This window comes from Halorubellus litoreus, assembly GCF_055378595.1.
The window spans coordinates 599,020-622,182 of record NZ_AP043836.1; the positions used below are offsets into that span (position 1 = coordinate 599,020).

The following is a 23,163-nucleotide window of genomic DNA, read 5'->3' on the forward strand; positions in this document are numbered from 1 at the left end:
CGATAGCAGGACACTTACACCGCCCGGGGCAAGTCCGGGGTATGCAGATCAAGGATCGCTATCGCGTCGAGGGCAACCGGGAGCGCATCACGCTCGTCCCGGAGACGCTCGACGACCTCTGGCACCTCCAGTACGTCCTCGAACCCGGGGACCTCGTCGCGGGCGATACGACGCGACGCATCCAGCGGAACGACGAGGACCTCCGCGACACGGGCGGTGAGCGCGAGCACATGTTCGTGACGCTCGGCGTGGAGGAGGTGGAGTTCCACAAGTTCTCGAACCGCCTCCGGGTGTCGGGCGTCATCGAGGACTGTTCGCGCGAGGACCAGCTCGGGTTCCATCACACGCTGAACGTCGAGGACCACGACGAGCTGGAGGTCGAGAAGGTCTGGAAGCCCGACCAGCTCGACCGCATCGAGGAGGCCGAGGAGGCGGCGGAGAACCCGGACGTCGCCATCGCGACCGTCGAGGAGGGCGAGGCGTACATCCACACGGTCGCGCAGTACGGCACCGAGGAACGCGGGCGGTTCACGGGGACGACGGGGAAGGGCGAGTACGCGCGCGGTCGCGGCGAGCTGTTCGGCGAACTCGGTGCGGCGCTCGCGCGGATGGACGTGGACGCCATCGTCCTCGCGGGCCCGGGGTTCACGAAGCAAGACGCACTGAAGCACATCGAGGAGAACTACCCCGAGGTCGCGGAGCTGGTGACGATGGTCGACACGTCCGGCGTCGGAGACCGCGGCGTTCACGAGGTCCTCAAGCGCGGGGCTGTCGAGGACGTCCAACAGCAGACCCGCATCGCGAAGGAAGCGGAGTACATCGACGAACTCACCGAACGCATCGGGCAAGGCCACGAGGCCTCCTACGGGCCGGAAGCGGTCGCGGAGGCCGCAGAGTACGGCGCGGTCGAACAGCTACTGATCCTCGACGAGAAGCTCCGCGAGGAACGCGGCCCCGACGGCGAGTGGGACATCGACGTCGACGACGTCGTCACGAGCGTCGAACGCCAGGGCGGCGAAGTGACGGTGTTCTCCAGCGAGTTCCCGCCCGGCCAACAACTCCGGAACCTCGGCGGTATCGCCGCACTGCTCCGCTACCGGCTCGAGTGACCGACCGTTCGCGCGCCCGAACTGCGAGCATCGGTCGTCGACCCTAGTCGGTTTGGGACGTGAATCAATAACTACCAGCCGAGACGTTCTATCGCAGTCCGAGGCAACGAGACAGTGACAATGGAGCGACGTTCCGTGCCACGACGTCGCCGACTCCACCCACCCCCACCCATGCCGTCGCGCCCGTCGTCGTCGCAGCCATAGCGGTCGACGACGGTCCCCGAATCCGAACGCCCTCCCTCTCCCCCCACTCACTCCCCACACCTCGAACCTACCACCCCCTGGGTAGGCTCACGTTCGCCTATCGGCGCGCACCCGGCAGTATCACTCGGCGCGACCGCTCCCGCTCTCGGTCGTCGCGATTCCTGCAGAAGACCCCTGCACAGGGACGGCTCGCAGCCGCGCCGCCGCGCCGCAGTCAGGCGATCTCGCGCGGCGAGATGGAGTTCATCGCGAGTTCGTGGAGGACGGTCGCGAAGTTCGTGCGCGCCGTCCAGAACGCGGTCTCCGTCGTGAGTTCGGGGATGTCGTCGCGGTCACCGAGCACGCTCATCAGGACGACGTTCCCGTCCGCGAGCACCGCGCGCCCGGTTCGTTCGTCGTCCACCGCGGGCTCGGCGGTATCCATCGTCGCGATGCTCGCGTCCGCCTCGAACAGCTCGCGGACGGCCGGGTTCACGCTCACCACGCGAACGGTGACGCCCTCCGTCGTGGCTTCCCGGAGCGCCGCCGCGATGTCCTCGGTCACGAGGTCGGGCGTCCGCGCGGCGAACACCACCGCCTCTTCGGCGTTCCGGACGAGTTCCGCCGCGCGCTCCGCGACGTGGTCGTGCCCGGAGAGCGTCCAGATCGCCTCCTGTTCCTCGCGCTCCCCGCCGCGTTCGTTCCGCACGCTCTCGACGTACTCGAACGCGCGGTCGGACTCCGTCTCGAAGCGCTCCCGGAGCGTCTTCCGGGCTTCCTCGATGCTCACGGGCCGGTACTGCATCGGGCTCGACTGCTGGACCTCGACGAGCCCACGGTCCTCCAGGCCCTCCGTGACGCTGTAGACCTGCGACCGCGGAACGTCCGCGACGCGCGAGACCTCGCGCGCCGTCCCCGACCCGAGCTTCTGGAGCGCGATGAACACCTTCGCCTCGTACGACGTGAGGCCGAGGCGTTCCAGGGACTCGATGGCGTCTCCCTCCTGCATTCAGTCGTCACCTCCGACCGGTGCTTCCGCGGCGGCCGGCTCCGCGGAGAAGTCCGCCTCCGGCCCGAAGTACTTCACCCACACCACGAGCAGGCTCGGGAGGACGAGCACGCTCGCGAGGAACGCGTAGATGATCGTCATCCCCGTGATGACGCCGAACTGCTGGAGCGCCGGGAAGATCGCGAACGCGAGCGTCCCGAACCCGCCGACGGTCGTCGCCGCGGACCCGAGGAGCGCACCGCCGGTGCCGGTGATGGTGCGGTCCATCGCCGTCCAGACGTTCCCGGTGCGTTCCAGTTCGAGATTGAACCGTTCGCTGATGTGGATGGAGTACGCCACCCCGAGCCCGACGGTGAGGCTCGTTATCATCCCCGTCAGGACGTTGAACGGCATCCCGATGGCGTACATCGTCCCGAGGATCCACGACACGCTCAGTGCGACCGGGAGGAGCGTGAACGCGCCGAGCGCGGCACTCCCCTCCTGGATGCGGTACGCGATCATGAGGAACGCGAACACCGCGATGAGCGTGATGATGAGGCTCTGGATGACGGTGTCGAGGAGTTCGCGCTGCACGATCTCGTTCACGACCGGACTGCCGGTCGCGGTCGCGCGCGTCCCGTCGCCGTTCATGATCGTCGCGACGTCGCGGAGCTGCGTGGTGACGTCCCCGGTGTCCGCGCCGCCTTCGATGGGGACGACGAGCCGCATCGACTCGTACCGGTAGCCGTCGTCGGTCTCGACGCGATGCACGTACTCGCTTGCTTCGTCCTCGTTCACGCGGAACAGCGCGGAGAGGACGCCCGTGACGTTCTCGTCCGGCGTCCCGTCACCGTCGGTGTCCGCCGCCCAGAACGTCTCGTTGAACGACGCGTTCGTCGCCGCGGTCGACCGCATCACCGACAGCACCGACCGGGTCGCCACGTCGCCGCTACTCCCCGTGAACGCGGTGTCCATCTCGGAGAGCCCCGTCTCGGTCTCGTTCAGCCGCGCGAACGTCTCCGCAGTGTCGAGTGACGCCGAGTCGTTCGCCCTGACGAGTATCTGCGCCTGGGAGTCCTCGCGCTGGAAGTTCTCGTTCACGTAGTCGAGGTTCGCCTTCGCGGAGTACTCGCCGGGCGTGAACGGCTCCGGGAGCTCGTACAGCCACTCGGCGGGTTCGTCCGCGATGAAGCTCTCCTGACTGAACTCGGTACTGACCTGGGTCGCGCCGACGCCACCGGCGATGGAGATGACGAGCGCGACCGCGATGACGACCGCGGGCGCCTTCCGGGCGGCCGTTCCGCCGAGCGAGAGCACCTGCGAGAACCGGCCGCCGCCGGTCCCGAACGCGCGCTTCGTGCGGTCGAGCCCGAGGCGGTTCTCGAGGAAGCCGTCGGCTTCGATCTTCAACGCCGGGATGAGCGCGCCGAACACCGCGAGCGCCGCGAGGATACCGACCGAGGACACGATACCGAAGTCCTGGATGGGCGGGAGCGGGCTCGTGAGGTTCGAGAGGAACCCGATGACGGTCGTCGCCGTCACCCACGTCAGCGCGAGGCCGACGCCGCCGAGCGCCGCACCCATCGAGCCACGGACGTCGTCGACCGTGTTCTCGTCAGTGCGCGCCTCCCGATGCCGCATGAAGATGTGTATCGCGTAGTCGATACTCAACCCGATGAGGAGCACCGGGACCGCGATCATGATCTGGTTGAACGACACCCCGGCGATTCCCATGAACCCGAACGTCCACAGGAGGACGGCGATGATGCCGAACAGCCCGAGGACGATGTCGAGGAAGTCGCGGTACGCGACCATCAGCGTCAACAGCACGAACAGCAGCGCCATCGGCGCGACGATGTTCACGGAGTCCGTGAGCGACTGGTCGATCTCCTGGGAGATGACGCCGAACCCGAAGACGATGTACTCCTCGTCGTCGCTCCCGGTCGAGCCCGCCTGTGCGACGTCCTGCATCTCGAGCTGGACCTGCGTCACGGTCCCGCTGACGGTCTGCGCGTTCGACGCGGCGCTACTGGAGGACGTCTCGAGGACGCCGATGAGCATCCGCGCGTTCGCGCTCGTCGACCCCGGCTCGAAGTCCTGGGGCATCAACCCGAGCGCCTGCCCGGCGAGCGGACCGTCGCCCTCGCTGAGGACGACCTCGGCGGTGTCCTCGACCTGCGTCGCGTTCATCGACTCGAGCTTGTCTATCTGCGCGTCGAGCGACGGCGTTCCGCCGTCCTGGAGCGCCTGTCGGCGTTCCTGGAACTCGGCGAACGCCTCCTGGAGCGCTTCGCCCTCCGCTTTGAGGGTCTCGGCTTGCTCCTGGAGCGCCTGGGATTCGTCGCGGAGGACGCCCTGCGTGCCGGCGAGGTAGTTCCGTTCGACGGCCGCGAGCAGCGGGCTGACGTCCTCGACGGTCGCTTCGAACGCGGCGAAGTCGCCGTCCTCGAACTCGACGGTCGAGTTCGCGACGACGGCGTCGTACTGGCTGCGAGCGGTGACGTTCGGGTCGCTCGCCGCGGTCGTCATCGCCTCACCGAGTGCCGCGGCGGTCGCGTTCACGCGATCGGAGCGGTTCGCGAGCGCCCCCAGCTGGTCGCTGAGGACGCCCTGCGTGCCCTGGCGGTACGCGCCCTGGACCTGTCGTTCGCTCGAGGCGTTCCGGAGGCGCTGTGCGGCGTCCTCGAAGATGGCGTAGTCCTGTGCGTCGAACTCGACCGTGGTGTTCGCCTCGACCTGGTCGAACTGCGTGCGGACGTCCGCGTTCGGGTCCTCGCGGAGGACGGTGAGGGCACCGCGGAGCCGCTCGCTGGTGTTCGTCAGCGTGACCTGGCGCGCCTGGAGTGCGCGGAACTCGTCGGCGAGCACCTGCTGGGTGCCCGACCGAACCGTGGTCTGGACCGCCGTGGTGTTCGCGCGGAGCTGCGTGGCGGCGCGTTCGAACGCCGCGTAGTCGTCGCTCCCGAGTTCGACGCTCGTGTTCGCGTTCACCTGCTCGAACTGCGTTCGGATGCTCGCGTTCGGGTTCGCGCGGAGCGTGTCGAGCGCGCCCTTGAGGCGCTCGCCGGTCTCGTTGAGCGCCTCGCCACGTGCTTCGAGCTCGGCGCGGCTCTCGTTGAGCGCTTCCGAGCGCGCCTGCAGTTCCGCGCCGCGAGCCTGGAGTTCACCGGCTTTCTCCTGCTGGATGGCGGTGATGGCGACGAGGTTCGAGACGCCGAACAGGCCCTGGTCGCCGGCGAGCGTCCCGTTTATCGTCTCGTTCGACCGGAGTTCCTGTTGGTATCTGAGCGACGCCAACAGCGACTCCCTGGAGAGGACGTTCCCGTTCTTCGACTCGCTCCGGACGATCACCTGGACGCTCGTAGTGCTCGTGTTGTCCGCGACGAACGTCTCGGTGATGTACTCGGAGGCGTTGGCGGCGTCGCTCTCGCTGTTGAACTGGTCGAGACCGGAGTCGGACTCGACGGCACCGGCCTGCGAGCCGAGGCCGGCGGTCACGAGCAAGAGCGCGACGATGACGACCTTCGTGTGCCCTGCGATACCATCCGCGAGGCGGTCCATGGCGCTCACGTGGACCGACCTCCGACGTCGAGTTTACTGTGTGTACTGAACATACGACAGTTGTGTTGTTACTCGCCTACTAACAGGCAGTCGTTCATAAACTTGTTCGTACCGACGTGAAGAAACGCAGGACAACCCGCCGATTGTTCTAAACCGGTGGCGATCTCCGACGGCGTCCCCGGAGCGTCCGCTGGAGGTGAACACTCCAGCAAAGAACGCCGCGGCCGCTTTCGAGGAGCGCCCGCGTCAGTCGATGGTGACCGAGAGCATGTCCTCGGCGAACCTGACGTCCCCATCGTACCCGCGTTCGATCGACGCGAGCATCTCCTCGTGCTTGTCCTCGGTATGCGGGTAGAGGTGCGTGAGGTAGACGCGCCCGTACTCGTGGCCGGCGAGCGCCTCGCCGAGCTGGCTCGGCGTCGGGTGGTTGTCGACGTCGACGCTGTCCGGGAACGAGCAGTCGTGCGCGAACACCGCCACCTCGTCCGCGAACGACGCCAGCGCCTCGGTCGCCTCGCCGTCACCGGAGAACGCGAACCGGTCGTCGAACCGGTACGCGAGGCACTCCTTGGAGTGCTCTGTGCGATGCGCCTCGACCTCGAAGCCGGCGATCTCGAAGGACTGCTCACCGACCTCGCGGACCGAGAGGTCGACGCGCCCGTCGAGGTAGTCGTGAACGTCGAGCAGGCCGTCGACGAGCGCCTTCGTCCCGCGCGGCCCGACGACCTCGAGGTGCTCCTCGCCCGCGAGCCAGCGCGCCTTCAACAGCGCCATGAGGTCCGAGACGTGGTCGAGGTGGTGATGCGTGAGGAGGACCGTCGACACGTTCTCCGCGCCGACGCCGGTCTCCTCGAGTCGATGCAGGACGCCCGCGCCGCAGTCGACGAGCAGGTACCGGCCGCCTTCGTCGACGAGTAACCCGGTCTGGTGTCGGTCGGCGAGCGGCATCGCGCTCCCCGTGCCGAGGAAGGTGACGCGCATACCGACCCGTCGGGCGGCCAGCGGGATGAATCGGTCGCCTCGCGGTCGCCGGATTCCCGGGATGGCGAATCCGCGGTGACGGAACGGCGGCGGGCGCGGAGTGTCGGCGGGTATCGCACGCACCGCCACCGCGGAGTGTCGGCGGGTATCGCACGCACCACAACCCCCAAGTACGTCCTCGGATTCGGGACGGGTATGCAGGGTCGTGCCACGGCACCGGCGGCGGGAACCGTCCTGAACGCGCTCGCGACCGGGGTCGGCTCGGCGTTCGCCATCGACGCCGACACCACCGCGTCCGTCGCGCTCGACGCCGACGCGGGCGCCGACGCGTCGGTGACGGGCACGGTCGCGGGCGCGCCCGACGCGGACACCGCGCTCGTCGAACGCTGCGTCGAACTCGCACTCGACCGCTGGGCCGGCGACGCCGACGTCGACCCCGCCACGGTCGGCGGCGAGGTCCGCACGGAGAGCGACGTGCCGATGGCGGCCGGACTGAAGTCCTCGAGCGCCGCCGCGAACGCGACCGTGCTCGCCACCGCGAGCGCGCTCGACGCCGACCCGGACCCGCTCGACGCGTGCCGACTCGGCGTGCAGGCCGCCCGCGACGCCGGCGTCACCGTCACGGGCGCGTTCGACGACGCGAGCGCGAGCATGCTCGGCGGCCTCACCCGCACCGACAACACCGCGGACGAACTCCTCGCGCACGACGACGTCGACTGGTCGGTCCTCGTCTGGACGCCACCGGAGCGCGCGTACAGCGCCGACGCGGACGTCTCGCGCTGCGAGCGCGTCGCCCCCATGGCCGCCCTCGTCGACGACCTCGCCGCAACGGGCGAGTACGGCCGCGCCATGACCGTCAACGGCCTCGCGTTCACCGCCGCCCTCGAGTTCCCGCCCGCCCCCATCGTCGACGCGCTCCCCCACGCCACGGGCGCGAGCCTCTCCGGGACCGGCCCGAGCTACGTCGCCGTCTTCGACCCCGACGACGGCGACGACCGAGAACGGGTCGAAGCTCGCTGGCGCGAGCGCGACGGCGACGTCTGGCGCACCACCACCCGCAGCGACGGCGCACGCATCCTATGACACGAGAACCCAGCCACACCGACGACGAACGCGACGATTCGAGACACGACGACCGCGGCACCGGCGACGCCGGCGACGGCGCCATCCCGGCGCCCGACGAGATGAGTCTCGACGAACTCCGCGACGAGATACGGGGCATCGACCACGACCTCGTCGAACTCATCGCCAGGCGGACGTACGTTGCCGACACCATCGCGCAGGTCAAAGACGAGAAGGACCTTCCGACGACCGACGAGGAACAGGAGCAGCGCGTCATGGACCGCGCCGGCGAGAACGCCGAACAGTACGACGTCGACGCCAACCTCGTCAAGGCCATCTTCAGACTGCTCATCGAACTGAACAAAGTTGAACAAAGAGAGAGCAGATAGCTGAATTCAACCGTTTCAAGGCTTCTATTGCGGTGCGGGTTGCAAAATTCTCTGCCGGTAGTTGTTCTTTCGATTCAGGCTCGATGGAAAACACCATGTCCAGTTTCGGTGGCTCCGAAGGATGTGGTAGTGACGGGGGGCAAGCGTTTTACTCCTACACTCACAATGTACACACATGAGTTCCGAGTCCAAGAAAAAGCGCGTCCAGTTCCGTGCACCGAGGGGGCTGGTAGACCGGGCCGACGCGCTCGCTGCGGTGTTCGAGACGGATCGGACGGACATCCTCATCTCCGCGCTTCGGGACTACCTGCGGGACGCCGCGCACTCCGACGAGGTGAAACAGGAGATCGCGGAGGCCTTCTACGACGACGACATCACGTTCGAGGAACTGAAAGACCTCGTCGGGCACGAGGAAGCCGCCAACTTCCGACTGCTGAAGGAGCAACTGACCGACGAATTCGTGGACGAGGTCGCGGAGGAGCTGGCCGACTCGTAGATGGGTCTGATAGTCGCCGACACGTCGGCTCTCGTAAGCCTCGGGACAGTGGCAGGGGACTCAGCGAATCCACTCGACCTCCTCCTTGATTCGCACACCGTGGTCGTCCCAGAGCAGGTCATCGACGAACTCACCGAGACTGCGTCCTACGACGACGCATCCGGTGAGGCGGCACAGGCGGTTCTCGACCGTCGCTCTGCGTTCGAGACTCGTTCCGTCGAACTGGACGAGACGTTCCCCCTGGACGATGGCGAGAACACGGCGGTCACGCTGGCGAACGATATCGATGCCGTACAACTGCTCTGCGACGAATTCAATCGACTTGCGCTCGTCCACGCCTCGCTAGCCGAGACCCGCCTCGTCACGACGCCCATCCTCCTCACTGCGCTGGTTCGCAACGATGCGATTTCACCCGACACTGCTGAGGGGTTGTTGGCTGAGATGAGTGATGCCCGCAGCTGGTCGACGAACTCCTACGTAGAACGTGCAAAGGCCACGCTTCGACAGCAACGCGAGAATGGGTGACTTGATTGGATTTGCGACCCGTAGGTTGTCGTTCTACCTCCAGTATTCAACCGCCAAATGGTGAAATTCTCCGAGTTGAACAAGGTCGAGCAGCGCGAGAGTCGGTGAGTGCGCTGCGGGCGTGCTCTCGGTGACACCTCCAGACCGATCCGAATTTTGATGCGTATTGGTCTGGGGTCGATGCCGTTCGGAATTGCGGTCTTCTGTCACGGCCGCGACCGCTGAGACCGCCACTGTGGGGCGTTTCAGGGTGGTTTGAGTGTAAACTTTCGTCCCGCCATTAGGAATTTAGTGACGGCCCCTACCATGGGCCCCCTGTCATTATGGTTGAACTCTCGCGTGATGCGCTCATGGTAGGGATACGGGGGTTGGTACCGAACGTTATACGTCGGAACTACGCGGTGAAGTTCGGCATCGCGTTGCTCGTCCTCGGCCTCTCGGTGGGGCTGGTCGGGTTCGTCGGCACCGCACTCATCCAGGAGGACGTCGAACAGCGCACGGACGAGGACTACGCCACGCTCGCCGCACAGGAGGCCGAGAAGCTCGAGACGTGGAACGACAACAACGAACTGACGGTGGACATGCTGTCGCGGTCCGCGCCCGTCGCGAGCGGCGACCGCGAGCGCATCCAGTCCGCCATCTCGAGTCGCCTCCTCGAACTACCCGTGGGGGCGCAGGCGATACACTACGTGAACGTCTCCTCGGGCGAGGTCGTCGCGAGCACGACCGACGACGCCGTCGGCCGCGACCTCTCCAGCATCGGCGAACCGTGGTCGGAGACCGCGGCGGACCCGGCGGCGAGCGTCACCGTCTCCGAGCCGTACGAGCGCACGCTCGGTGACGTCCCGCTCCCGCTGGTCGCGTACACGAAGCAGGTGCACGAGGACTCGGACCACGCGATCGTCTACACGGTGAACATGCACGCGTACGCCGTGAACCTCCAGAGTACGACGCGGAGCGGCGTGACGATGGTCGTCGACGGGAACGACCGCGTGATGGCCGACGAGTACAACGGCGAACTGCTCGCGAGCTACGACAACGGCGGGCCGCTCGCACAGGCGCGCAGCGGCGGGCCGACGAACCCCGGCACGACGACGGTCGCGACCGCCGGCTTGCTGGGCAGCCAGTCGTACCCGCTGCCGACGAGCGAGCGCGCGGTCGTCGGGTTCGCGCAGGTCCGGAACACCGACTGGGTCGTGCTCGTTCACACGCCCGAGAGCGCGGCGTACGGGTTCGTGCAGCGCGTCCGCGACTACGGCGCCGCGGCGACGCTCGTCGGCGTGCTCCTCGTCGGCCTCGTCGGCGCGGTCCTCGGACGGAACACCGCGGTCGCCATCGACCGCCTCACCGCGAAGACCGAGGCGATGGAGGACGGCGACCTCGACGTCGACCTGTCGACGCGACGCATCGACAACATCGGCCGGCTCTACGACGGCTTCGACAACATGCGCGAGTCACTCAAGACGACGCTGACGGAGGCGGAGACAGCGCGGGAGAACGCTGAGGCGGCGCGCGAACGCACGCAGCGCGTGAACGAGCACCTCGAGGCGAAGGCCGCGGAGTACGGGCGCGTCATGGAGTCCGTCGCCGACGGCGACCTCACCGAACGCATGGACGCGGACGCCGACAACGAGGCGATGGCGGAGATCGCGGAGGCGTTCAACGAGATGATCGTCGACCTCGAACGGACGACCGCGGAGGTGAAGGCGTTCGCGGAGGACGTCGCGACCGCGAGCGAGGAGGTGACGGCGTCTAGCGAGGAGGTGCGCTCTGCGAGCCAGCAGGTCACCGAGTCCATCCAGGAGATCAGTGACGGGACGGACCGGCAGAGCGAGAGCCTCCAGGTGATGAACGAGGAGATGAACGACCTGTCGACGACGACCGAGGAGATCGCGGCGTCCTCGAACCAGGTCGCCGACGTCGCCGAGCGGACGGCCGAAGCGGGCAAGCAGGGCCGCGAGGCCGCACAGGAGGCCATCGAGGGGATGGAAGCGATCGAGACGGAGTCCGACGAGGCGGTCGCGGAGATAGAGCGCCTCGAGGACGAGATCGCGAAGGTCGACGAGCTCCTCGGGTTCATCCAGGACGTCGCGAAGGAGACGAACATGCTGGCGTTGAACGCGAACATCGAAGCAAGTCGCGGCGGTGCGGACGCCGCCGGTGAGGACGGTGGCGGGTTCGCGGTCGTCGCGCAGGAGGTCAAGGAGCTGGCGGCGGACACGAAGGACGCGGCGGAGGACATCGAGGAGCGCCTCGAGAGCATCCAGGCCCAGACGGGGAACGCCGTCGAGACCGTGCACGGGACCCGCGAGCGCGTCGCGGCGAACAAGGACGCGGTCGCGGAGGCCGTCGGCGCCCTGGAGGACATCGCGGACTACACGGAGGAGACGAACGTCGGCGTGCAGGAGATATCGGCGGCGAGCCAGCAGCAGGCGGCGTCGACGGACCAGGCGGTCGCGATGGTCGACGACGTCGCGTCCATCGGCGAGGAGACGAGCGCGGAGGCGGAGAACGTCGCGGCGGCCGCCGAGGAGCAGACGACGGCGCTCACGGAGGTCAGTCAGTCCGCGAGCACGCTCGCGGAACAGGCTGGACAGTTGTCCGCGGCGCTCGACCAGTTCGAGACGGCCGCGGACGCGGACGGCAACGTGGGCGCAACTGCGCCAGCGAGCGACGCTGGCGGCGAGTCGGAGCCGAGCGTGCTCGACGCCGGCGACGACCCGTCGACCGCGCCAGATGGTGGCCCCGGCGGCTTCGGAGGTGAGGACGATGCGTGAGTCGTCCTCGCGGTCGACCGCGCGGACGCGGCGCGGGTTCCTCGCGCTCGCCGGCACCGGTGCGCTCGGTGCGACCGCCGGTTGTCTCGACATCAGCGGCGTCCGGAACGCGCTCACGGGCGATACGAGCGGTCGCGAGGAGTACACGGTCGGGATGATCCAGTCCGAGTCCGGGTCGCTCGCGGCGTTCGGCCGGCGGAACGAGCGCGGCCTCCGGAACGCGCTCACCGCGATCAACGCGGTCGGTATCGGCGAGGGCTCGGACCCGCTCGTCGTCGAACTGGAGAACGACGACAGCACGCCCGCGGGCGGCGTGGACGCCGCCGAACGTCTCGTCGACCAGGTCGAGGTGCCGCTGCTCGTCGGGAGCATCGGGAGCGGCGTCACGCAGGCCATCCACGAGGACGTGGTCTCGGGGAGCGACGTCGTCCAGATCAGTCAGCACTCGACGAGCGCGGCGCTCTCGGAGCTCTCCGCGCTCAACCGGACGGCACCGAGTGGGACCGCGCTCGGTGCGGCGCTCGCGAACCTCGTCGCCGACGGCGACTACGAGAGCGTCGCGGTGACGTCCATCGAGAACGGGTACGGGAACTCGCTGTCGTCGGTGTTCCGGTCGGCGTACGACGGCGAGATCGCGTACGAGGGCACGCATCCGCAGGGCGGCGAGTCGTTCGTGGACGAGTTGGAGGCGATGCGGGCGTCGGGCGCGGACGCGTGGCTGTTCGTGACGTACGGCAGCGAGTTCGCGACGATGGTCACGGAGGCGTACGAGCGCGGGTACCACCAGGAGGTGGATTACTTCGGTGCGGAGAGCACGCTCGCGGAGAGCGTGCTCGCGAACACGCCCGAGGGCAGCCAGGAGTCCCTCGTCGGCGTCACGCAGAGCGCGCCCGTCGAGCAGGAGAGCTACCAGCGCTTCAGCGACGAGTTCCGCTCCATCTGGGGGCAGGACCCGTCGGTGTGGGCGGCGTACAGCTACGACGCGGTGACGCTCGCCGCCATCGCGATCGAGGCCGCCGAGTCGTTCACGGGCCCGGCGATATCGGACGTCGTCCGCGACGTCACGCGCCCGGAGGGCGAGACGGTGTTCTCGTTCGAGGAGGCGAAGCGCGTCCTCCAGAACGGCGGGACGGCTGCGGACGTGAACTACGAGGGCGTCAGCGGCCCGCTCGACCTCGACGAGAACGGCGACCCGCAGGGGTTCTACCAGGTGTTCGAGGTCGAGGACCACCAGTACGAGTTCACGGACTTCATCACGGGGTGACGGCCGCGAGACCTCGCCCCACGGGTCCACTCGCGGGCTCGGTCAGTGTTCGTCGCCGTCGCGGATGACCATCACCTTCACGCGGCGGACGGCGTCGAAGTCTCGGAGCGAGTAGACGAGGTCGCGGACGCGTTCGGCGTCGCCGCGACAGTACAGCGACTCCAGGCACCACTCGCCCTGGTGCGTGTGGCTCGTGTTCAGGATGACGTTCTGGAAATCGTGCTGGACGCCGTGGAGTTCGCGGATGACGTCGTGATGCCGGTAGTCGAACCCGACGAGCGCGACGACCTCGCCCGTCGTCGCCTCCAGGCGCGAGTGCGATTCCACGTACTCGAGCATCGCCTCCCGAACGGCACGCGACCGGTTCTCGATGCCCTCGTCCTGCCAGACGCGGTCGAACTCGGCGACGACCTCGTCCGGGATGTTGAAACTCGTCCGCATTCGTCTCTCCACTGGACGCGACCGTACAAAAGTCCCGTCAGACCGTGCAGCCTCCGCGACCGCGTTCGAGGGTCGGCGACCGTCTTCGAGAGTGCGGTGACCGTCTTCGAGAGTTGCGACCGCGTCAGAGGGGGAGGCTCGCTTCGGGGCGCCAGTCCGCGTCGAGTCGCGCGCCGGTGTCGGCGAGCGCGTCGAACACGGCGTCGATGTCGTCGTCGGTCGTCCGATGGTTACAGATGGACATGCGGAGCGTCCGCCGGTCGTGGACGAGCGTGGTCGTGAGGAACGCGAGGCCGCTGTCGACGACCTCGTCGACGAGCGCCTGGTTCAGGCGGTCGACGTACTCGTGAACGCGGTCCATGGGTTCGCCGGGGTGGGTCTCGTCACCGCGTCCGGCCTCGAATGCTGCCTGGACGTCGGCGGGGGCGTACCGGAACGAGTAGATGAACAGGTTCGGCTCCTGGACGGTCTCGAAGTCGTCGTGGTCGCGGACGCGCTCGTGGAGGTGCTCGGCGCGCGCGATGCCACCGCGGAGGTGGGCGCGGTAGCCGTCGACGCCCAGGTGCTTGAACGTCGCCCAGACCTTGAGCGCGCGGAACCCCCGCGACATCTGCGGGCCGAACTCGTAGTAGTCGAACTCCGCGGGCGTCTCCGCGACCGACCCGCGGAGGTACGCGGCGTGCATCGCGAACGTCTCCGCGAGCGCGTCCTGGTCGTCGACGAGCACGGCCCCGCACTCGTAAGGGACGTTCAGCCACTTGTGGGGGTCGAGCGTCACGGAGTCCGCGCGGTCGAGGCCGGCGTATCGGTCCGCGAGCTCGGGGAGCATCGCGCCGACCGCGCCGCAGGCGCCGTCGACGTGGAACCAGACGTCGCGGGCCTCGCAGACCGCGGCGATGTCCTCCAGCGGGTCGATGGCGCTGACGTTGATCGAGCCAGCCTGTCCGACGACGCAGAACGGCTCGTCGCCGTCGGCCTCGTCCGCGTCGAGGCGGGCTTCGAGTGCGTCGACGTTCATCGTGAAGTCGTCGTTCGAGGGGACGAGGCGTACCGCATCGCGGCCGAGGTTGAGCATGTCCGCGGCGCGGTAGATGCTCGAGTGGCACTCGTGGTCGGCGACGTAGAGCGTGTACGTCGGGCGGTCCTCGCCCTGGAGCCCCATCTGTCGCGTCTCGTGGTTCGTGTGGTCGCGGAACGCGGTGAGGACGGCGACGACGTTCGCCATCGTCCCGCCGCTCGTCAGGAACCCCATCGCGTCCGTCGGGTACCCGATGGCGTCCGCGAGCCACTCGACGACGGTGCGTTCGACCTCGGTCCCTGAGGGTGCGGGATGCCAGCCGCCGACGTTCATGTTCACCGCGGCGGCGACGGCGTCCGCGAGAGTCGCAATCGGTTGGCCGCCGCCCATGACGAACCCGAAGAACCGGGGGGACGGGTTGTGCGTCGCGTACGGGATGACGTCGGTCTCGATGGCGTCGAGGATGCGGTCCGGGTCGACGCCGGACTCGGGGAGGGGTTCGTCGAACGCGGCGACGACGTCCTCGGGGGCGGCCTGGACGTAGACCGGGCGGTCGTCGAGGGAGTCGTAGTAGTCCGCGATGACGTCGATGGTCCGGTAGCCGAGTTCCCGGAACGCATCGGGGTCGAGTTCGTGCGGGACTGACCCGGATTCAGTGGCCATGCTACCAACTACCGCACAGAGGCCCGAAGGGGTTGTCACCGTTTGCCGACGGTTGTCGACCGCGCGGAGCAGGCCCCGGGGTCAGTCGGTTGCGGCCCCCGGGTCGTCCTGGGTTGCGGTCCCCGGGTCGTCGGCCTCCGTCGGCCCACCTCCAGCGAACAGTCCGTTCGGGTCGTACTCGCCGACGACGGCCTTCAGTCGCTCGTACGCGTCGCCGAAGGTCGCGCGCATCGATTCGTCGTAGGATTCGAAGAACCCGGGGAAGTTCACGTAGAACGCGCCGTCGGTGAACTCGCTGAGGTCGGTGAGGCACTCGCGGACCCACGCGACGTTCGCGTCGTCGGCAGCGGGGTCCTCCCAGTTCGCCTCGACGCCGAGGAGCCACGGCGCGTCGCGGGCAGGATACGCGCTCGCTGGCGGGTCAGCGTCGTCGATCGCGCCGCCGAGGTGCCAGACGTCGACGGTCGAGAGCGGCGACGGCGCGCGCTCGGCCCAGTCGAGGAGCCGGTCGACGGCGGCGTCCGGCAGGCCGTCGAGGTAGAGCGACTTCCAGTAGTACCGCATGCCGTCGGGGTAGTCCTCGTCGAGCAGCTGCTGGAAGTCCGCGTACGCCCTCACGCCGCTCTCGTCCGCGAGCGGCGTCGCGAACTCGCGGAGCGGCGCGAGCTCGTCCTGCCCGGTCGCCGGGTCGCCGGCGTGACAGCCGAGGACCGCGAGCTTCGAGTCGTCGAGGACGGTCGCCGGGAACAGTTCCGCGTCGGGGATGACGCCGGCGGCGGTGAGCGTGCTGACGGCGTCGGGTGCGGTCGCGGCCCAGTCCCGGTACTGCCGCATGACTTCGGGCGCGTCCCGGGCGTCGTAGACGACGAAGCACGTCGCCACGTCCGGGCCGACGGGGTGGAGGTCGTACTCGAACGCGGTGACGACGCCCAGTGACCGGGCGCCGCCGCGGAGCGCCCAGAGGACGTCGGGGTGCGAGTCGTCGGTCGCGTGCACGTACTCGCCGTCGGCGGTCACGAGGTCGACCGCGCGGACGTTGTCGCACGCGAGCCCGTACCGCCGGCGGAGGTGCCCGATGCCGCCGCCGAGCGTGAGCCCGCCGACGCCCGTCTCGGAGACGACGCCACCGGGCGTGGCGAGCCCGAACGCCTGCGTCTCGTGGTCGACGTCCGCCCAGGTCGCGCCGCCCTGCACCCACGCCGTTCGCGCGTCCGGGTCGACCCCGACCGCGGTCAGGTCGGAGAGGTCGACGACGACGGCGTCGTCCGCGATCGCGGTGCCGGCGACGTTGTGGCCGCCGCCGCGCACGCACACTGCGCGGTCGTCGGCGCGAGCGAACGCGAGCGCGCTACGGACGTCGGCGACGCCACGACACCGCACGACGACGGCCGGGCGACGGTCTATCATCGCGTTCCAGACGCGTCGGGCGTCGTCGTACTCGGGGTCGCCCGGCCAGTGGACGGTGCCGTGCACGTCGGTCTCGAGGGCGTCGCGGTCGGCTCGACCGGTGTCGATGGATGCCATACTGCGCCTTCGTTCGCGGACGCGTTGGCCTCATTCACGCGAACGGCGTTCGAGCCGACCGCATCGGGTCACGCGACGAACGGGAATTCGCGGTGCGGATTGCGTCTCACGCCGCGAACGGGCGTTCGCTCGACGAACGAGAAACGTTACGTCACGTGCTAGCGTCCCTCTATGCAGAGAAGTGATGCCCGGCGACGGACACCGGCCGACGACGCCGACGAGCACTGACCGAGACGCCGACGAGCGGAGGGTCGGCGACGACGACCCGCGGACGGACGCCGACGAGCGGGGGGTCGGCGACGACGACCCGCGGACGGACGCCGACGAGCGGGGGGTCGGCGACGACGACCCGGTGCCGGGGTCGCCCGTCCTGGAGTCCGTGCTCGAGAACGCCCGGAACCGACGCCACCTCGGGACTCGCCTCGCCGCGACCGGTGACCGCCTCGACGCGGACGCTCTCGCCGACGTCGTCCGGCACGGTCCCGTCCTCGAGGCGCTCCTCGCCGGCCCGATGGACCGACGAGAGATCGAAGCGCACCTGAACGTGTCGCGCGCGACCAGTCACCGTCTCGCGCGCTGGCTCGACGAGCACGAGTTCGTCGAGAAGGACGACGGTCGCCTCCACCTCACCGGGCGCGGCGAGGCCGTCGCCGAGGAAGTCCTGCGGTTCGAGGCGACCGTTCGGACGGCCGACCGCCTCGCGCCACTCCTCGACGCGGTCTGTCCCGACCACCAGGAGTTCGTCCTGGAGCCGTTCGTCGACGCGACCGTCACCGTCGCCGACCCCGACGACCCGTATCGGCCCGTCGAGCGGTTCGCGGAACTCGCCGCCGACTCCGAGACGTTCCGCGGGTTCAACACCACGCCGATGACGCCACCCGTGCGTCGCGGGCGCGATGACCACGTCCTCGACGGAACCGAGACCGAGGTCGTCTATCGGCGCTCGGCCGCCGAGAAGCTCCTCGAGACCGCCCCCGAGCGCGCCCGAGACGCCATCGCCGCCGGCCACCTGACCATCCGGACGCGAGAGACCCTGCCGTACGGGCTCGCCGTGTTCGACGACCGCGTCGGCATCGCTGGCTACGACGACCGGACGGGCCTCGCGACGGTGTTCGTCGACACCGACGACGACGTCGCCCGCGAATGGGGCGAGCGCGTCTACCGCGCCGTCCGCGCCGACGCCGACCCCCTCGACGCTCGGACGCTGGAGGATTGAACCGCTCGCGTCGCTCGCGACCCTCGGCGCTCAGTACTGGAACCGGCGCGTGACGCGGTCGTCGACGTCGGGGTTCGCGTCCCGGATGCGCTCGGGGTCGCGCTCGCCGTCGACGTTGACGACGTGCACCTCGCCGCGCGCGCCGCCGTAGACGTCCTGGAAGTCGTAGACGACGCCGAAGACGCCGACGTCGTCGGGGACGTCCGCGCTGTCGCGGAGCGCCTCGACCTGCCGGTCGACGTTGTACTCGACGAGGTGGTTGACGGCGTCCGCGTGCGTGAGGTCGGCGGGGAGTTCGTCGACGCCGGGTGCGACGCGCGGCCGGAGGAGTTCGATGCAGCGCCTGACGCCCGCCGGATGGCGGTCGGCCGGGACCGGGTCCGGGGCGTCCGCGGGCGTCGACCCGTCGCCCGCCACGCCCGGCGCGTCGCTGGCAGCCTGGCGGTCGGCGCGGACGGCGTCGTACGTCGCCGTCACCGCGCCACACCCGGTGTGGCCGACGACGACCGCGGTCTTCGTGCCGGTGTACGCGAGCGGGTAGAGGACGTCCCCGGAGACGACCGTCTCACCGTCCCTGGACCGCTGGACGACGCGGTTTCCGATGTTCCCGACGGTGAACACGCGCCCCGGGTCGTCGTTCCCCCAGAGTTCGTCCTGAAGGACGCGGCTGTCCGAGCAGCACACCGAGACGGCATCGGGGTGCTGGGCGTTCTGTAGGTCGTCGAACCGGTCGGCGTACGCGTCGGCGTGCGCCAGGTTCCCGTCGAGGAGATCGGCTATCGTCCGCGTCATACCGCTACCATCGACCGCCAGCACGTATTATCCCCGGTTCGCTCCCAGTGTTGCAGTCGCGGAAGAATCGGGACGGGGACGCCGTCGAGTACGCGGCAGCAGCGACCCGTCGATTGCGCGACGGAGGCGACCCGTCTACGCGGCGAGCGGGTACTCGAGGTCGAGCTGGGCGATGAGGTCCGCCATCGACGCGACCGAAGCCATCTCGACGACCTCGCCGTCCTCGATGCGGCGCATGTGGAAGCCGTCCACCGAGATGTCCTTCCCCGTCGGTTCGATACCGCGGAACTCGCCGTCGTGCGTGCCGTGGAACGTGAAGTACTGCATGACGACGTCGTCCTGCGCGACGGTCGCGTGCACCTCGATCTCGAGGTCCGGGAACGCCTCGAGCCAGTCGCCGTAGACGGTCTTGACGTCGTCGCGCGACGCGACCGGGTCGTCGTCGCCGGCGCGGATCATGTGGATGACGACGTCCTCGGCGTACGCTTCGTCGACGAAGCCGAGGTCGTGCTTGCCGAGGATCGCGGCGTTCTCGCGCGCCATGAGCCTGGTCGCGTCCGCTTCCGGTCCCATGAACGGTTCGAGCCGTCTGGAGTCCGGGTAGCCGCGGAACCTGACGATCTCGCCGTCGGCGAGGTCGAACCGGTGCACCATCTCGATCTCGTGGACCTCGCCGTCCTCGGTTCCGACGTCGAACGAGCCGAAGGCGACGACGGTGTCGCCGGCGTCGAGGTACTCGTCGACGTCGACGACGAACTCGTACTCGCCGTCCGGCTGGAACGACGTCTCGATGACGGCGTCGGCGCCGTGGACCGTCTCGAACGCCGTTCGCCACTCGATGTCGTCCGCGAGGTATCCGGCGGCAGCGTCCGCGTCGCCGTCGTTGTACGCGCGATACAGCTCGGAGACGATGCCGACGTTGCCCTTGGACTGTGATTCACTCATTTCTTACACCAACGTTGATGTAGGACTTGCAGAGGCTTAGAGACAGCCTGCCAGTTGCTTGCCGGTTGCTCTCGGCTCGACCCGTCGCCGACCGAATTACCGTGAGACGGGCACGCACACGACCCCAAGGGTTTTCGAGCGCTTGGTCGTCGTCCACGAACGATGCCCGACGTCGAGGTCTCCCCGGTAGTCCGTTCGGTGCTCGCGGCCGCGTTCCCCGAGCGCGAGGTGGCGGCGGCCGGCGACGCCGGCCCGTCGTGGAACGACGGCAATCGCACGATAGGCGTCGAGTTCGCGGACGGCGACCGCGCGTACTGCAAGGTCGCCGTCGACGGCGACCCGTCGCGGGCCGCCCGCGAGTGCGGCGTCCTCGCGTACGTCGACGCGAACGTCACCGTCCCGGTGCCGACGGTGCTCGCGAGCGCGACCGACGACGCGGCCGACCCGCCGTACGTCGTCACCGCCGACGTCGACGGCACCATCGGCTGGCGCGCGTGGCGCGACGCCGACGACGACGACCGCGCGGCGTTCGCACGCGCCGTCGGCAGGACGTTCGCGGCCGTCCACGACCAACGGTTCGACGACCACGGCCGGGTCGTCGGCGGCGACGCACGCGAACTCCACGTCGACCCCGAACCCTGGCCGGCCCTCCTCGCCGACCAGATACGGTGGTCGCGCGACCGCGCCGACGGCGGCCGGTTCGACGACCACTACGACGACGTGCTCGCGCTCGTCGACGACGAACGCGACGCGCTCCGCGACGCCCCTGCCGCGCTCTGCCACGGCGACCCCGCACGCCCGAACCAGTTCCTGCACGACGCCCACTCGTCCGATATCGTGCACGACGCCCACTCGTCCGATACCGCCGAGCGCGCGCCGACCGTCGGCCTCCTCGACTGGGAGCTCGCGCACGTCGGCGACCCCGTCCGCGAACTCCAGCGCACGCGACGGCAGTTCGTCGACTCCCGGTACGACCCCGGGACCGAACGCCACGCGCGAGCGTTCTACGACGGCTACCGCGAGCGCGCCGGCGGCCTCCCCGACGGCTTCGAGGACCGACGAGCGATCTACGACGCCGTCACCTACCTCGGCGTCACCGGATTCTTCGAGAAGTGGGCCGACGACTTCGACGAACCCACCGACGAACTCGCCGCCGAGGTCGACGCCGAGATGGACCGGCGGCTCGCAGTCGCGCGCGAGCGCTGACCCGTCAGGGCGCCACCGCCCGCGAGAACTGACGGTCGAACCCGCTCGCGCCGTTCGTCGGCCAAGGATGCGATGGATAGCGTTTATCCGGGCGTAGGGAGTGGCGTCGAACGAGAATGGTCGAGACGACAACGTTGCTACGGCTGTTCGCGGGCGTCGTCCTCCTGCTCGGGAACGGGTACTTCGTCACCATCGAGTTCGCGATGACGCGCGTCCGGCAGTTCGAGGAGGCCGCGTTCACGGGGTCTCGCGGCCTGGAACGCGCGTGGGAGATGACCGAACGCCTCGAGATATACCTCTCGGGCTGCCAGCTCGGCATCACCATCTGTAGCGTCGGGCTCGGTATCGCCGCCGAACCCGCGCTCGCCGCGCTCCTTGACCCGGTCGTGTCCGCGGTCCGGCCGGCCATCGAGCCAGCGCTCTCGGGCGTCGGCCTCGGCGGCCTCGTCGGCGGCGGTGGCGGCGGCGAGGGCGGCCACACGTTCCTCGCGGCCGCGCTCTCCTACGGCGTCATCAACATCCTCCACCTGACCGTCGGCGAGCAGGCGCCGACGTACCTCGGCATCGAGCGCTCGAAGCAGGTCGCGAAGTACGGCGCGCCCATCCTCTACTGGTGGACGAAGATATTCGGACCCATCATCACGTTCGCGGACTGGCTCGCGAAGGCGATGCTCGCGGCGTTCGGCGTCGAGATAACGCGGTCGTGGGCCGAAGAGGAGATCGAGGGCGAGGACGGCGACGGCAGCGAGGGCGGCCGGAGTCGCGGCGAGTTGATGGCGCGGATGGGTGACGCGCTCTCGGGCGCCGGCCTCCCCGAGGAGCGTCGGCGCGAGGTGATGAACGCGCTCGCCATCGACCGCATCCAGGTCGGCGACATCATGGTCGACCGCGAGGACGTCGTCGCGGTCTCCACGGGGGCGTCGACCGCGGAGAACTTCGAGGCCATCCACGGAACGCCGCATACGCGATTCCCGCTCGTCGGCGAGGACCTCGACGACGTCGAAGGCGTCGTCTACACGCAGTCCTTGCTCGACGAACGGCAGGCGCTCGACGCGGGCGAGAAGACGTTCGCGGACGTCGCCGTGGACGCGATGACCGTCCCGGTGGACATGCCGGTGAGTGAGGCGATCGACGCGTTCCAGGCGGCGAACCAGGAGCTCGCCGTCGTCGAGGACGACGGTCGTGCGGTCGGCGTCGTCACCGCGACGGACGCGTTCGAAGCCATCGCCGGCGAACTCGAGGACCCACTGGACGCCGAGGACTGAACCGAACGCGTCGACGGCCCAGCGTGGGGCTGGTCCGACCCACCACGACCGACGCGCACCCCCGTTCTACGAGCGAACCGGCATCGGGTGAGTTCCAGCGACGCAGTCCTCGTCGTCGGACGAACGGCTCGCTCGGGCCGTCAACTCGCTCTCGCTCCGTCAGGCGACGACGACGGCGCCGCGCATCCCGAACTCGTTCAGGACCTCGAACCCGAGGAACGACTCGACCGGGAACGGAGCGCCGTGAGGCGTACAGTAGTACAGGTACGTGCCGCGCTCCTCGAACGTGTGCGAGAAGTCCGTCGCGGTCTCGGGGAACTGGAGGCCGCTGTCGAACGACCCGTCGAGCGCGACGACGTCGTGCGGGATGCCCGCGACCGGTTCCTCGTACGTCGGCCACGTCCAGACGACGGTCGTGCCGGGCGAGACGACGATCGCTTGCGGCGCGAACGCGACCGGGGCGCTCGGGATGGGAACGTTGGGGACGTCGACGTCGGTCATCGCGCCAACGGTGACGGTGACCGTCGATTCGCGCTTGTGGTTCTCGATACCGCCGGTCCACACGGGCGAGTTCTTGAACTCCGCGGGCGCGTTCAGGAACGCACCGATACCGTTCCCGTTCCCGTAGCCGTTGCCCTTCGGGGTGGTCTTCGCCGCTGCTGCACCGGGGAGTGCGAGGAGGGCGACGGTGGCGATACCGGCGGTCTTCAGGACGTTGCGTCGTGACTGCGTGTGCTGTTCGGGTTGTTGCATGGTGG

19 protein-coding genes are annotated in these 23,163 nt (G+C 68.9%); 10 read left to right on the top strand and 9 right to left on the bottom strand.

The window, feature by feature from the left end; translation table 11 throughout:
• The first annotated feature begins 41 nt into the window (after window positions 1–41).
• A complete protein-coding gene (locus ACZ48X_RS07265) occupies window positions 42–1,109 on the top strand; it encodes an mRNA surveillance protein pelota (RefSeq protein ID WP_336349781.1) in 1,068 nt (355 codons plus the stop codon).
• A gap of 418 nt (window positions 1,110–1,527) precedes the next feature.
• Here ACZ48X_RS07265 and ACZ48X_RS07270 read toward each other — a convergent pair whose 3' ends face one another.
• From ACZ48X_RS07270 to ACZ48X_RS07280, 3 genes are all read right to left on the bottom strand, one after another.
• Window positions 1,528–2,301, bottom strand: a complete 774-nt coding sequence (locus ACZ48X_RS07270) for a TrmB family transcriptional regulator (RefSeq protein ID WP_336349780.1) — start codon at window positions 2,299–2,301, stop codon at window positions 1,528–1,530.
• Window positions 2,302–5,841: an MMPL family transporter gene (locus ACZ48X_RS07275; RefSeq protein WP_336351102.1), complete on the bottom strand. Its 3,540-nt coding sequence runs from the start codon at window positions 5,839–5,841 to the stop codon at window positions 2,302–2,304. It lies immediately after the preceding gene.
• 246 nt (window positions 5,842–6,087) lie between these two features.
• On the bottom strand, window positions 6,088–6,822 hold the full coding sequence (locus ACZ48X_RS07280; RefSeq protein WP_336349779.1) for an MBL fold metallo-hydrolase: 735 nt from the start codon (window positions 6,820–6,822) through the stop codon (window positions 6,088–6,090).
• Between the two features lie 195 nt (window positions 6,823–7,017).
• On the opposite strand from ACZ48X_RS07280, the gene ACZ48X_RS07285 reads away from it, so the two are divergent.
• The 6 genes from ACZ48X_RS07285 to ACZ48X_RS07310 all read left to right on the top strand — a co-directional run bounded on the left by ACZ48X_RS07285 (window position 7,018) and on the right by ACZ48X_RS07310 (window position 13,335).
• Window positions 7,018–7,905: a shikimate kinase gene (locus ACZ48X_RS07285; protein WP_336349778.1), complete on the top strand. Its 888-nt coding sequence runs from the start codon at window positions 7,018–7,020 to the stop codon at window positions 7,903–7,905.
• A gap of 101 nt (window positions 7,906–8,006) precedes the next feature.
• Entirely contained in the window at window positions 8,007–8,273 is a 267-nt protein-coding gene (locus ACZ48X_RS07290) for a chorismate mutase (protein WP_336351101.1), read from the top strand.
• A gap of 175 nt (window positions 8,274–8,448) precedes the next feature.
• The gene (locus ACZ48X_RS07295; protein ID WP_175480005.1) at window positions 8,449–8,769 is read left to right on the top strand and encodes a hypothetical protein; all 321 of its coding nucleotides are present in this window, start codon (window positions 8,449–8,451) and stop codon (window positions 8,767–8,769) included.
• Entirely contained in the window at window positions 8,770–9,294 is a 525-nt protein-coding gene (locus tag ACZ48X_RS07300; RefSeq protein WP_336349777.1) for a PIN domain-containing protein, read from the top strand.
• A gap of 401 nt (window positions 9,295–9,695) precedes the next feature.
• Window positions 9,696–12,071 carry a methyl-accepting chemotaxis protein gene (locus ACZ48X_RS07305; RefSeq protein ID WP_336349776.1) on the top strand — a complete coding sequence of 792 codons (2,376 nt, stop codon included), beginning with the start codon at window positions 9,696–9,698 and terminating at the stop codon, window positions 12,069–12,071.
• Window positions 12,064–13,335, top strand: coding sequence for an ABC transporter substrate-binding protein (locus ACZ48X_RS07310; protein WP_336349775.1), 1,272 nt, complete (start codon window positions 12,064–12,066; stop codon window positions 13,333–13,335). The genes ACZ48X_RS07305 and ACZ48X_RS07310 overlap by 8 nt, the downstream gene beginning before the upstream one ends.
• A 42-nt stretch (window positions 13,336–13,377) precedes the next feature.
• Here ACZ48X_RS07310 and ACZ48X_RS07315 read toward each other — a convergent pair whose 3' ends face one another.
• The 3 genes from ACZ48X_RS07315 to ACZ48X_RS07325 all read right to left on the bottom strand — a co-directional run bounded on the left by ACZ48X_RS07315 (window position 13,378) and on the right by ACZ48X_RS07325 (window position 16,981).
• Window positions 13,378–13,776, bottom strand: a complete 399-nt coding sequence (locus ACZ48X_RS07315) for a CopG family ribbon-helix-helix protein (RefSeq protein WP_336349774.1) — start codon at window positions 13,774–13,776, stop codon at window positions 13,378–13,380.
• Between the two features lie 124 nt (window positions 13,777–13,900).
• On the bottom strand, window positions 13,901–15,457 hold the full coding sequence (locus ACZ48X_RS07320; protein WP_336349773.1) for a pyridoxal phosphate-dependent decarboxylase family protein: 1,557 nt from the start codon (window positions 15,455–15,457) through the stop codon (window positions 13,901–13,903).
• 81 nt (window positions 15,458–15,538) lie between these two features.
• Window positions 15,539–16,981 (bottom strand): FAD-binding oxidoreductase, encoded by a 1,443-nt coding sequence (locus ACZ48X_RS07325; protein ID WP_336349772.1) that lies wholly within the window; start codon window positions 16,979–16,981, stop codon window positions 15,539–15,541.
• Window positions 16,982–17,165: 184 nt separating this feature from the next.
• On the opposite strand from ACZ48X_RS07325, the gene ACZ48X_RS07330 reads away from it, so the two are divergent.
• A complete protein-coding gene (locus ACZ48X_RS07330; protein WP_336349771.1) occupies window positions 17,166–18,197 on the top strand; it encodes a helix-turn-helix transcriptional regulator in 1,032 nt (343 codons plus the stop codon).
• A gap of 30 nt (window positions 18,198–18,227) precedes the next feature.
• Here the strand turns inward: ACZ48X_RS07330 and ACZ48X_RS07335 are convergent, their stop codons facing one another.
• On the bottom strand, window positions 18,228–18,989 hold the full coding sequence (locus ACZ48X_RS07335; protein WP_336349770.1) for a carbonic anhydrase: 762 nt from the start codon (window positions 18,987–18,989) through the stop codon (window positions 18,228–18,230).
• A gap of 135 nt (window positions 18,990–19,124) precedes the next feature.
• Window positions 19,125–19,934, bottom strand: coding sequence for a nuclear transport factor 2 family protein (locus tag ACZ48X_RS07340; protein WP_336349769.1), 810 nt, complete (start codon window positions 19,932–19,934; stop codon window positions 19,125–19,127).
• A 162-nt stretch (window positions 19,935–20,096) separates the two neighbouring features.
• On the opposite strand from ACZ48X_RS07340, the gene ACZ48X_RS07345 reads away from it, so the two are divergent.
• Both ACZ48X_RS07345 and ACZ48X_RS07350 read left to right on the top strand, forming a co-directional pair.
• A complete protein-coding gene (locus tag ACZ48X_RS07345; protein ID WP_336349768.1) occupies window positions 20,097–21,140 on the top strand; it encodes a phosphotransferase family protein in 1,044 nt (347 codons plus the stop codon).
• 116 nt (window positions 21,141–21,256) lie between these two features.
• Window positions 21,257–22,405 (top strand): hemolysin family protein, encoded by a 1,149-nt coding sequence (locus ACZ48X_RS07350; protein WP_336349767.1) that lies wholly within the window; start codon window positions 21,257–21,259, stop codon window positions 22,403–22,405.
• 159 nt (window positions 22,406–22,564) lie between these two features.
• Here ACZ48X_RS07350 and ACZ48X_RS07355 read toward each other — a convergent pair whose 3' ends face one another.
• Window positions 22,565–23,158 carry a plastocyanin/azurin family copper-binding protein gene (locus ACZ48X_RS07355; protein ID WP_336349766.1) on the bottom strand — a complete coding sequence of 198 codons (594 nt, stop codon included), beginning with the start codon at window positions 23,156–23,158 and terminating at the stop codon, window positions 22,565–22,567.
• Between the last annotated feature and the right edge of the window lie 5 nt (window positions 23,159–23,163).

Coding starts and splice junctions, on each gene's coding strand:
- ACZ48X_RS07265 (WP_336349781.1), top strand. CDS start 42: ATGCAGATCAAGGATCGCTATCGCGTCGAGGGCAACCGGGAGCGCATC.
- ACZ48X_RS07270 (WP_336349780.1), bottom strand. CDS start 2,301: ATGCAGGAGGGAGACGCCATCGAGTCCCTGGAACGCCTCGGCCTCACG.
- ACZ48X_RS07275 (WP_336351102.1), bottom strand. CDS start 5,841: ATGGACCGCCTCGCGGATGGTATCGCAGGGCACACGAAGGTCGTCATC.
- ACZ48X_RS07280 (WP_336349779.1), bottom strand. CDS start 6,822: ATGCGCGTCACCTTCCTCGGCACGGGGAGCGCGATGCCGCTCGCCGAC.
- ACZ48X_RS07285 (WP_336349778.1), top strand. CDS start 7,018: ATGCAGGGTCGTGCCACGGCACCGGCGGCGGGAACCGTCCTGAACGCG.
- ACZ48X_RS07290 (WP_336351101.1), top strand. CDS start 8,007: ATGAGTCTCGACGAACTCCGCGACGAGATACGGGGCATCGACCACGAC.
- ACZ48X_RS07295 (WP_175480005.1), top strand. CDS start 8,449: ATGAGTTCCGAGTCCAAGAAAAAGCGCGTCCAGTTCCGTGCACCGAGG.
- ACZ48X_RS07300 (WP_336349777.1), top strand. CDS start 8,770: ATGGGTCTGATAGTCGCCGACACGTCGGCTCTCGTAAGCCTCGGGACA.
- ACZ48X_RS07310 (WP_336349775.1), top strand. CDS start 12,064: ATGCGTGAGTCGTCCTCGCGGTCGACCGCGCGGACGCGGCGCGGGTTC.
- ACZ48X_RS07315 (WP_336349774.1), bottom strand. CDS start 13,776: ATGCGGACGAGTTTCAACATCCCGGACGAGGTCGTCGCCGAGTTCGAC.
- ACZ48X_RS07320 (WP_336349773.1), bottom strand. CDS start 15,457: ATGGCCACTGAATCCGGGTCAGTCCCGCACGAACTCGACCCCGATGCG.
- ACZ48X_RS07325 (WP_336349772.1), bottom strand. CDS start 16,981: ATGGCATCCATCGACACCGGTCGAGCCGACCGCGACGCCCTCGAGACC.
- ACZ48X_RS07330 (WP_336349771.1), top strand. CDS start 17,166: ATGCCCGGCGACGGACACCGGCCGACGACGCCGACGAGCACTGACCGA.
- ACZ48X_RS07335 (WP_336349770.1), bottom strand. CDS start 18,989: ATGACGCGGACGATAGCCGATCTCCTCGACGGGAACCTGGCGCACGCC.
- ACZ48X_RS07340 (WP_336349769.1), bottom strand. CDS start 19,934: ATGAGTGAATCACAGTCCAAGGGCAACGTCGGCATCGTCTCCGAGCTG.
- ACZ48X_RS07345 (WP_336349768.1), top strand. CDS start 20,097: ATGCCCGACGTCGAGGTCTCCCCGGTAGTCCGTTCGGTGCTCGCGGCC.
- ACZ48X_RS07350 (WP_336349767.1), top strand. CDS start 21,257: ATGGTCGAGACGACAACGTTGCTACGGCTGTTCGCGGGCGTCGTCCTC.
- ACZ48X_RS07355 (WP_336349766.1), bottom strand. CDS start 23,158: ATGCAACAACCCGAACAGCACACGCAGTCACGACGCAACGTCCTGAAG.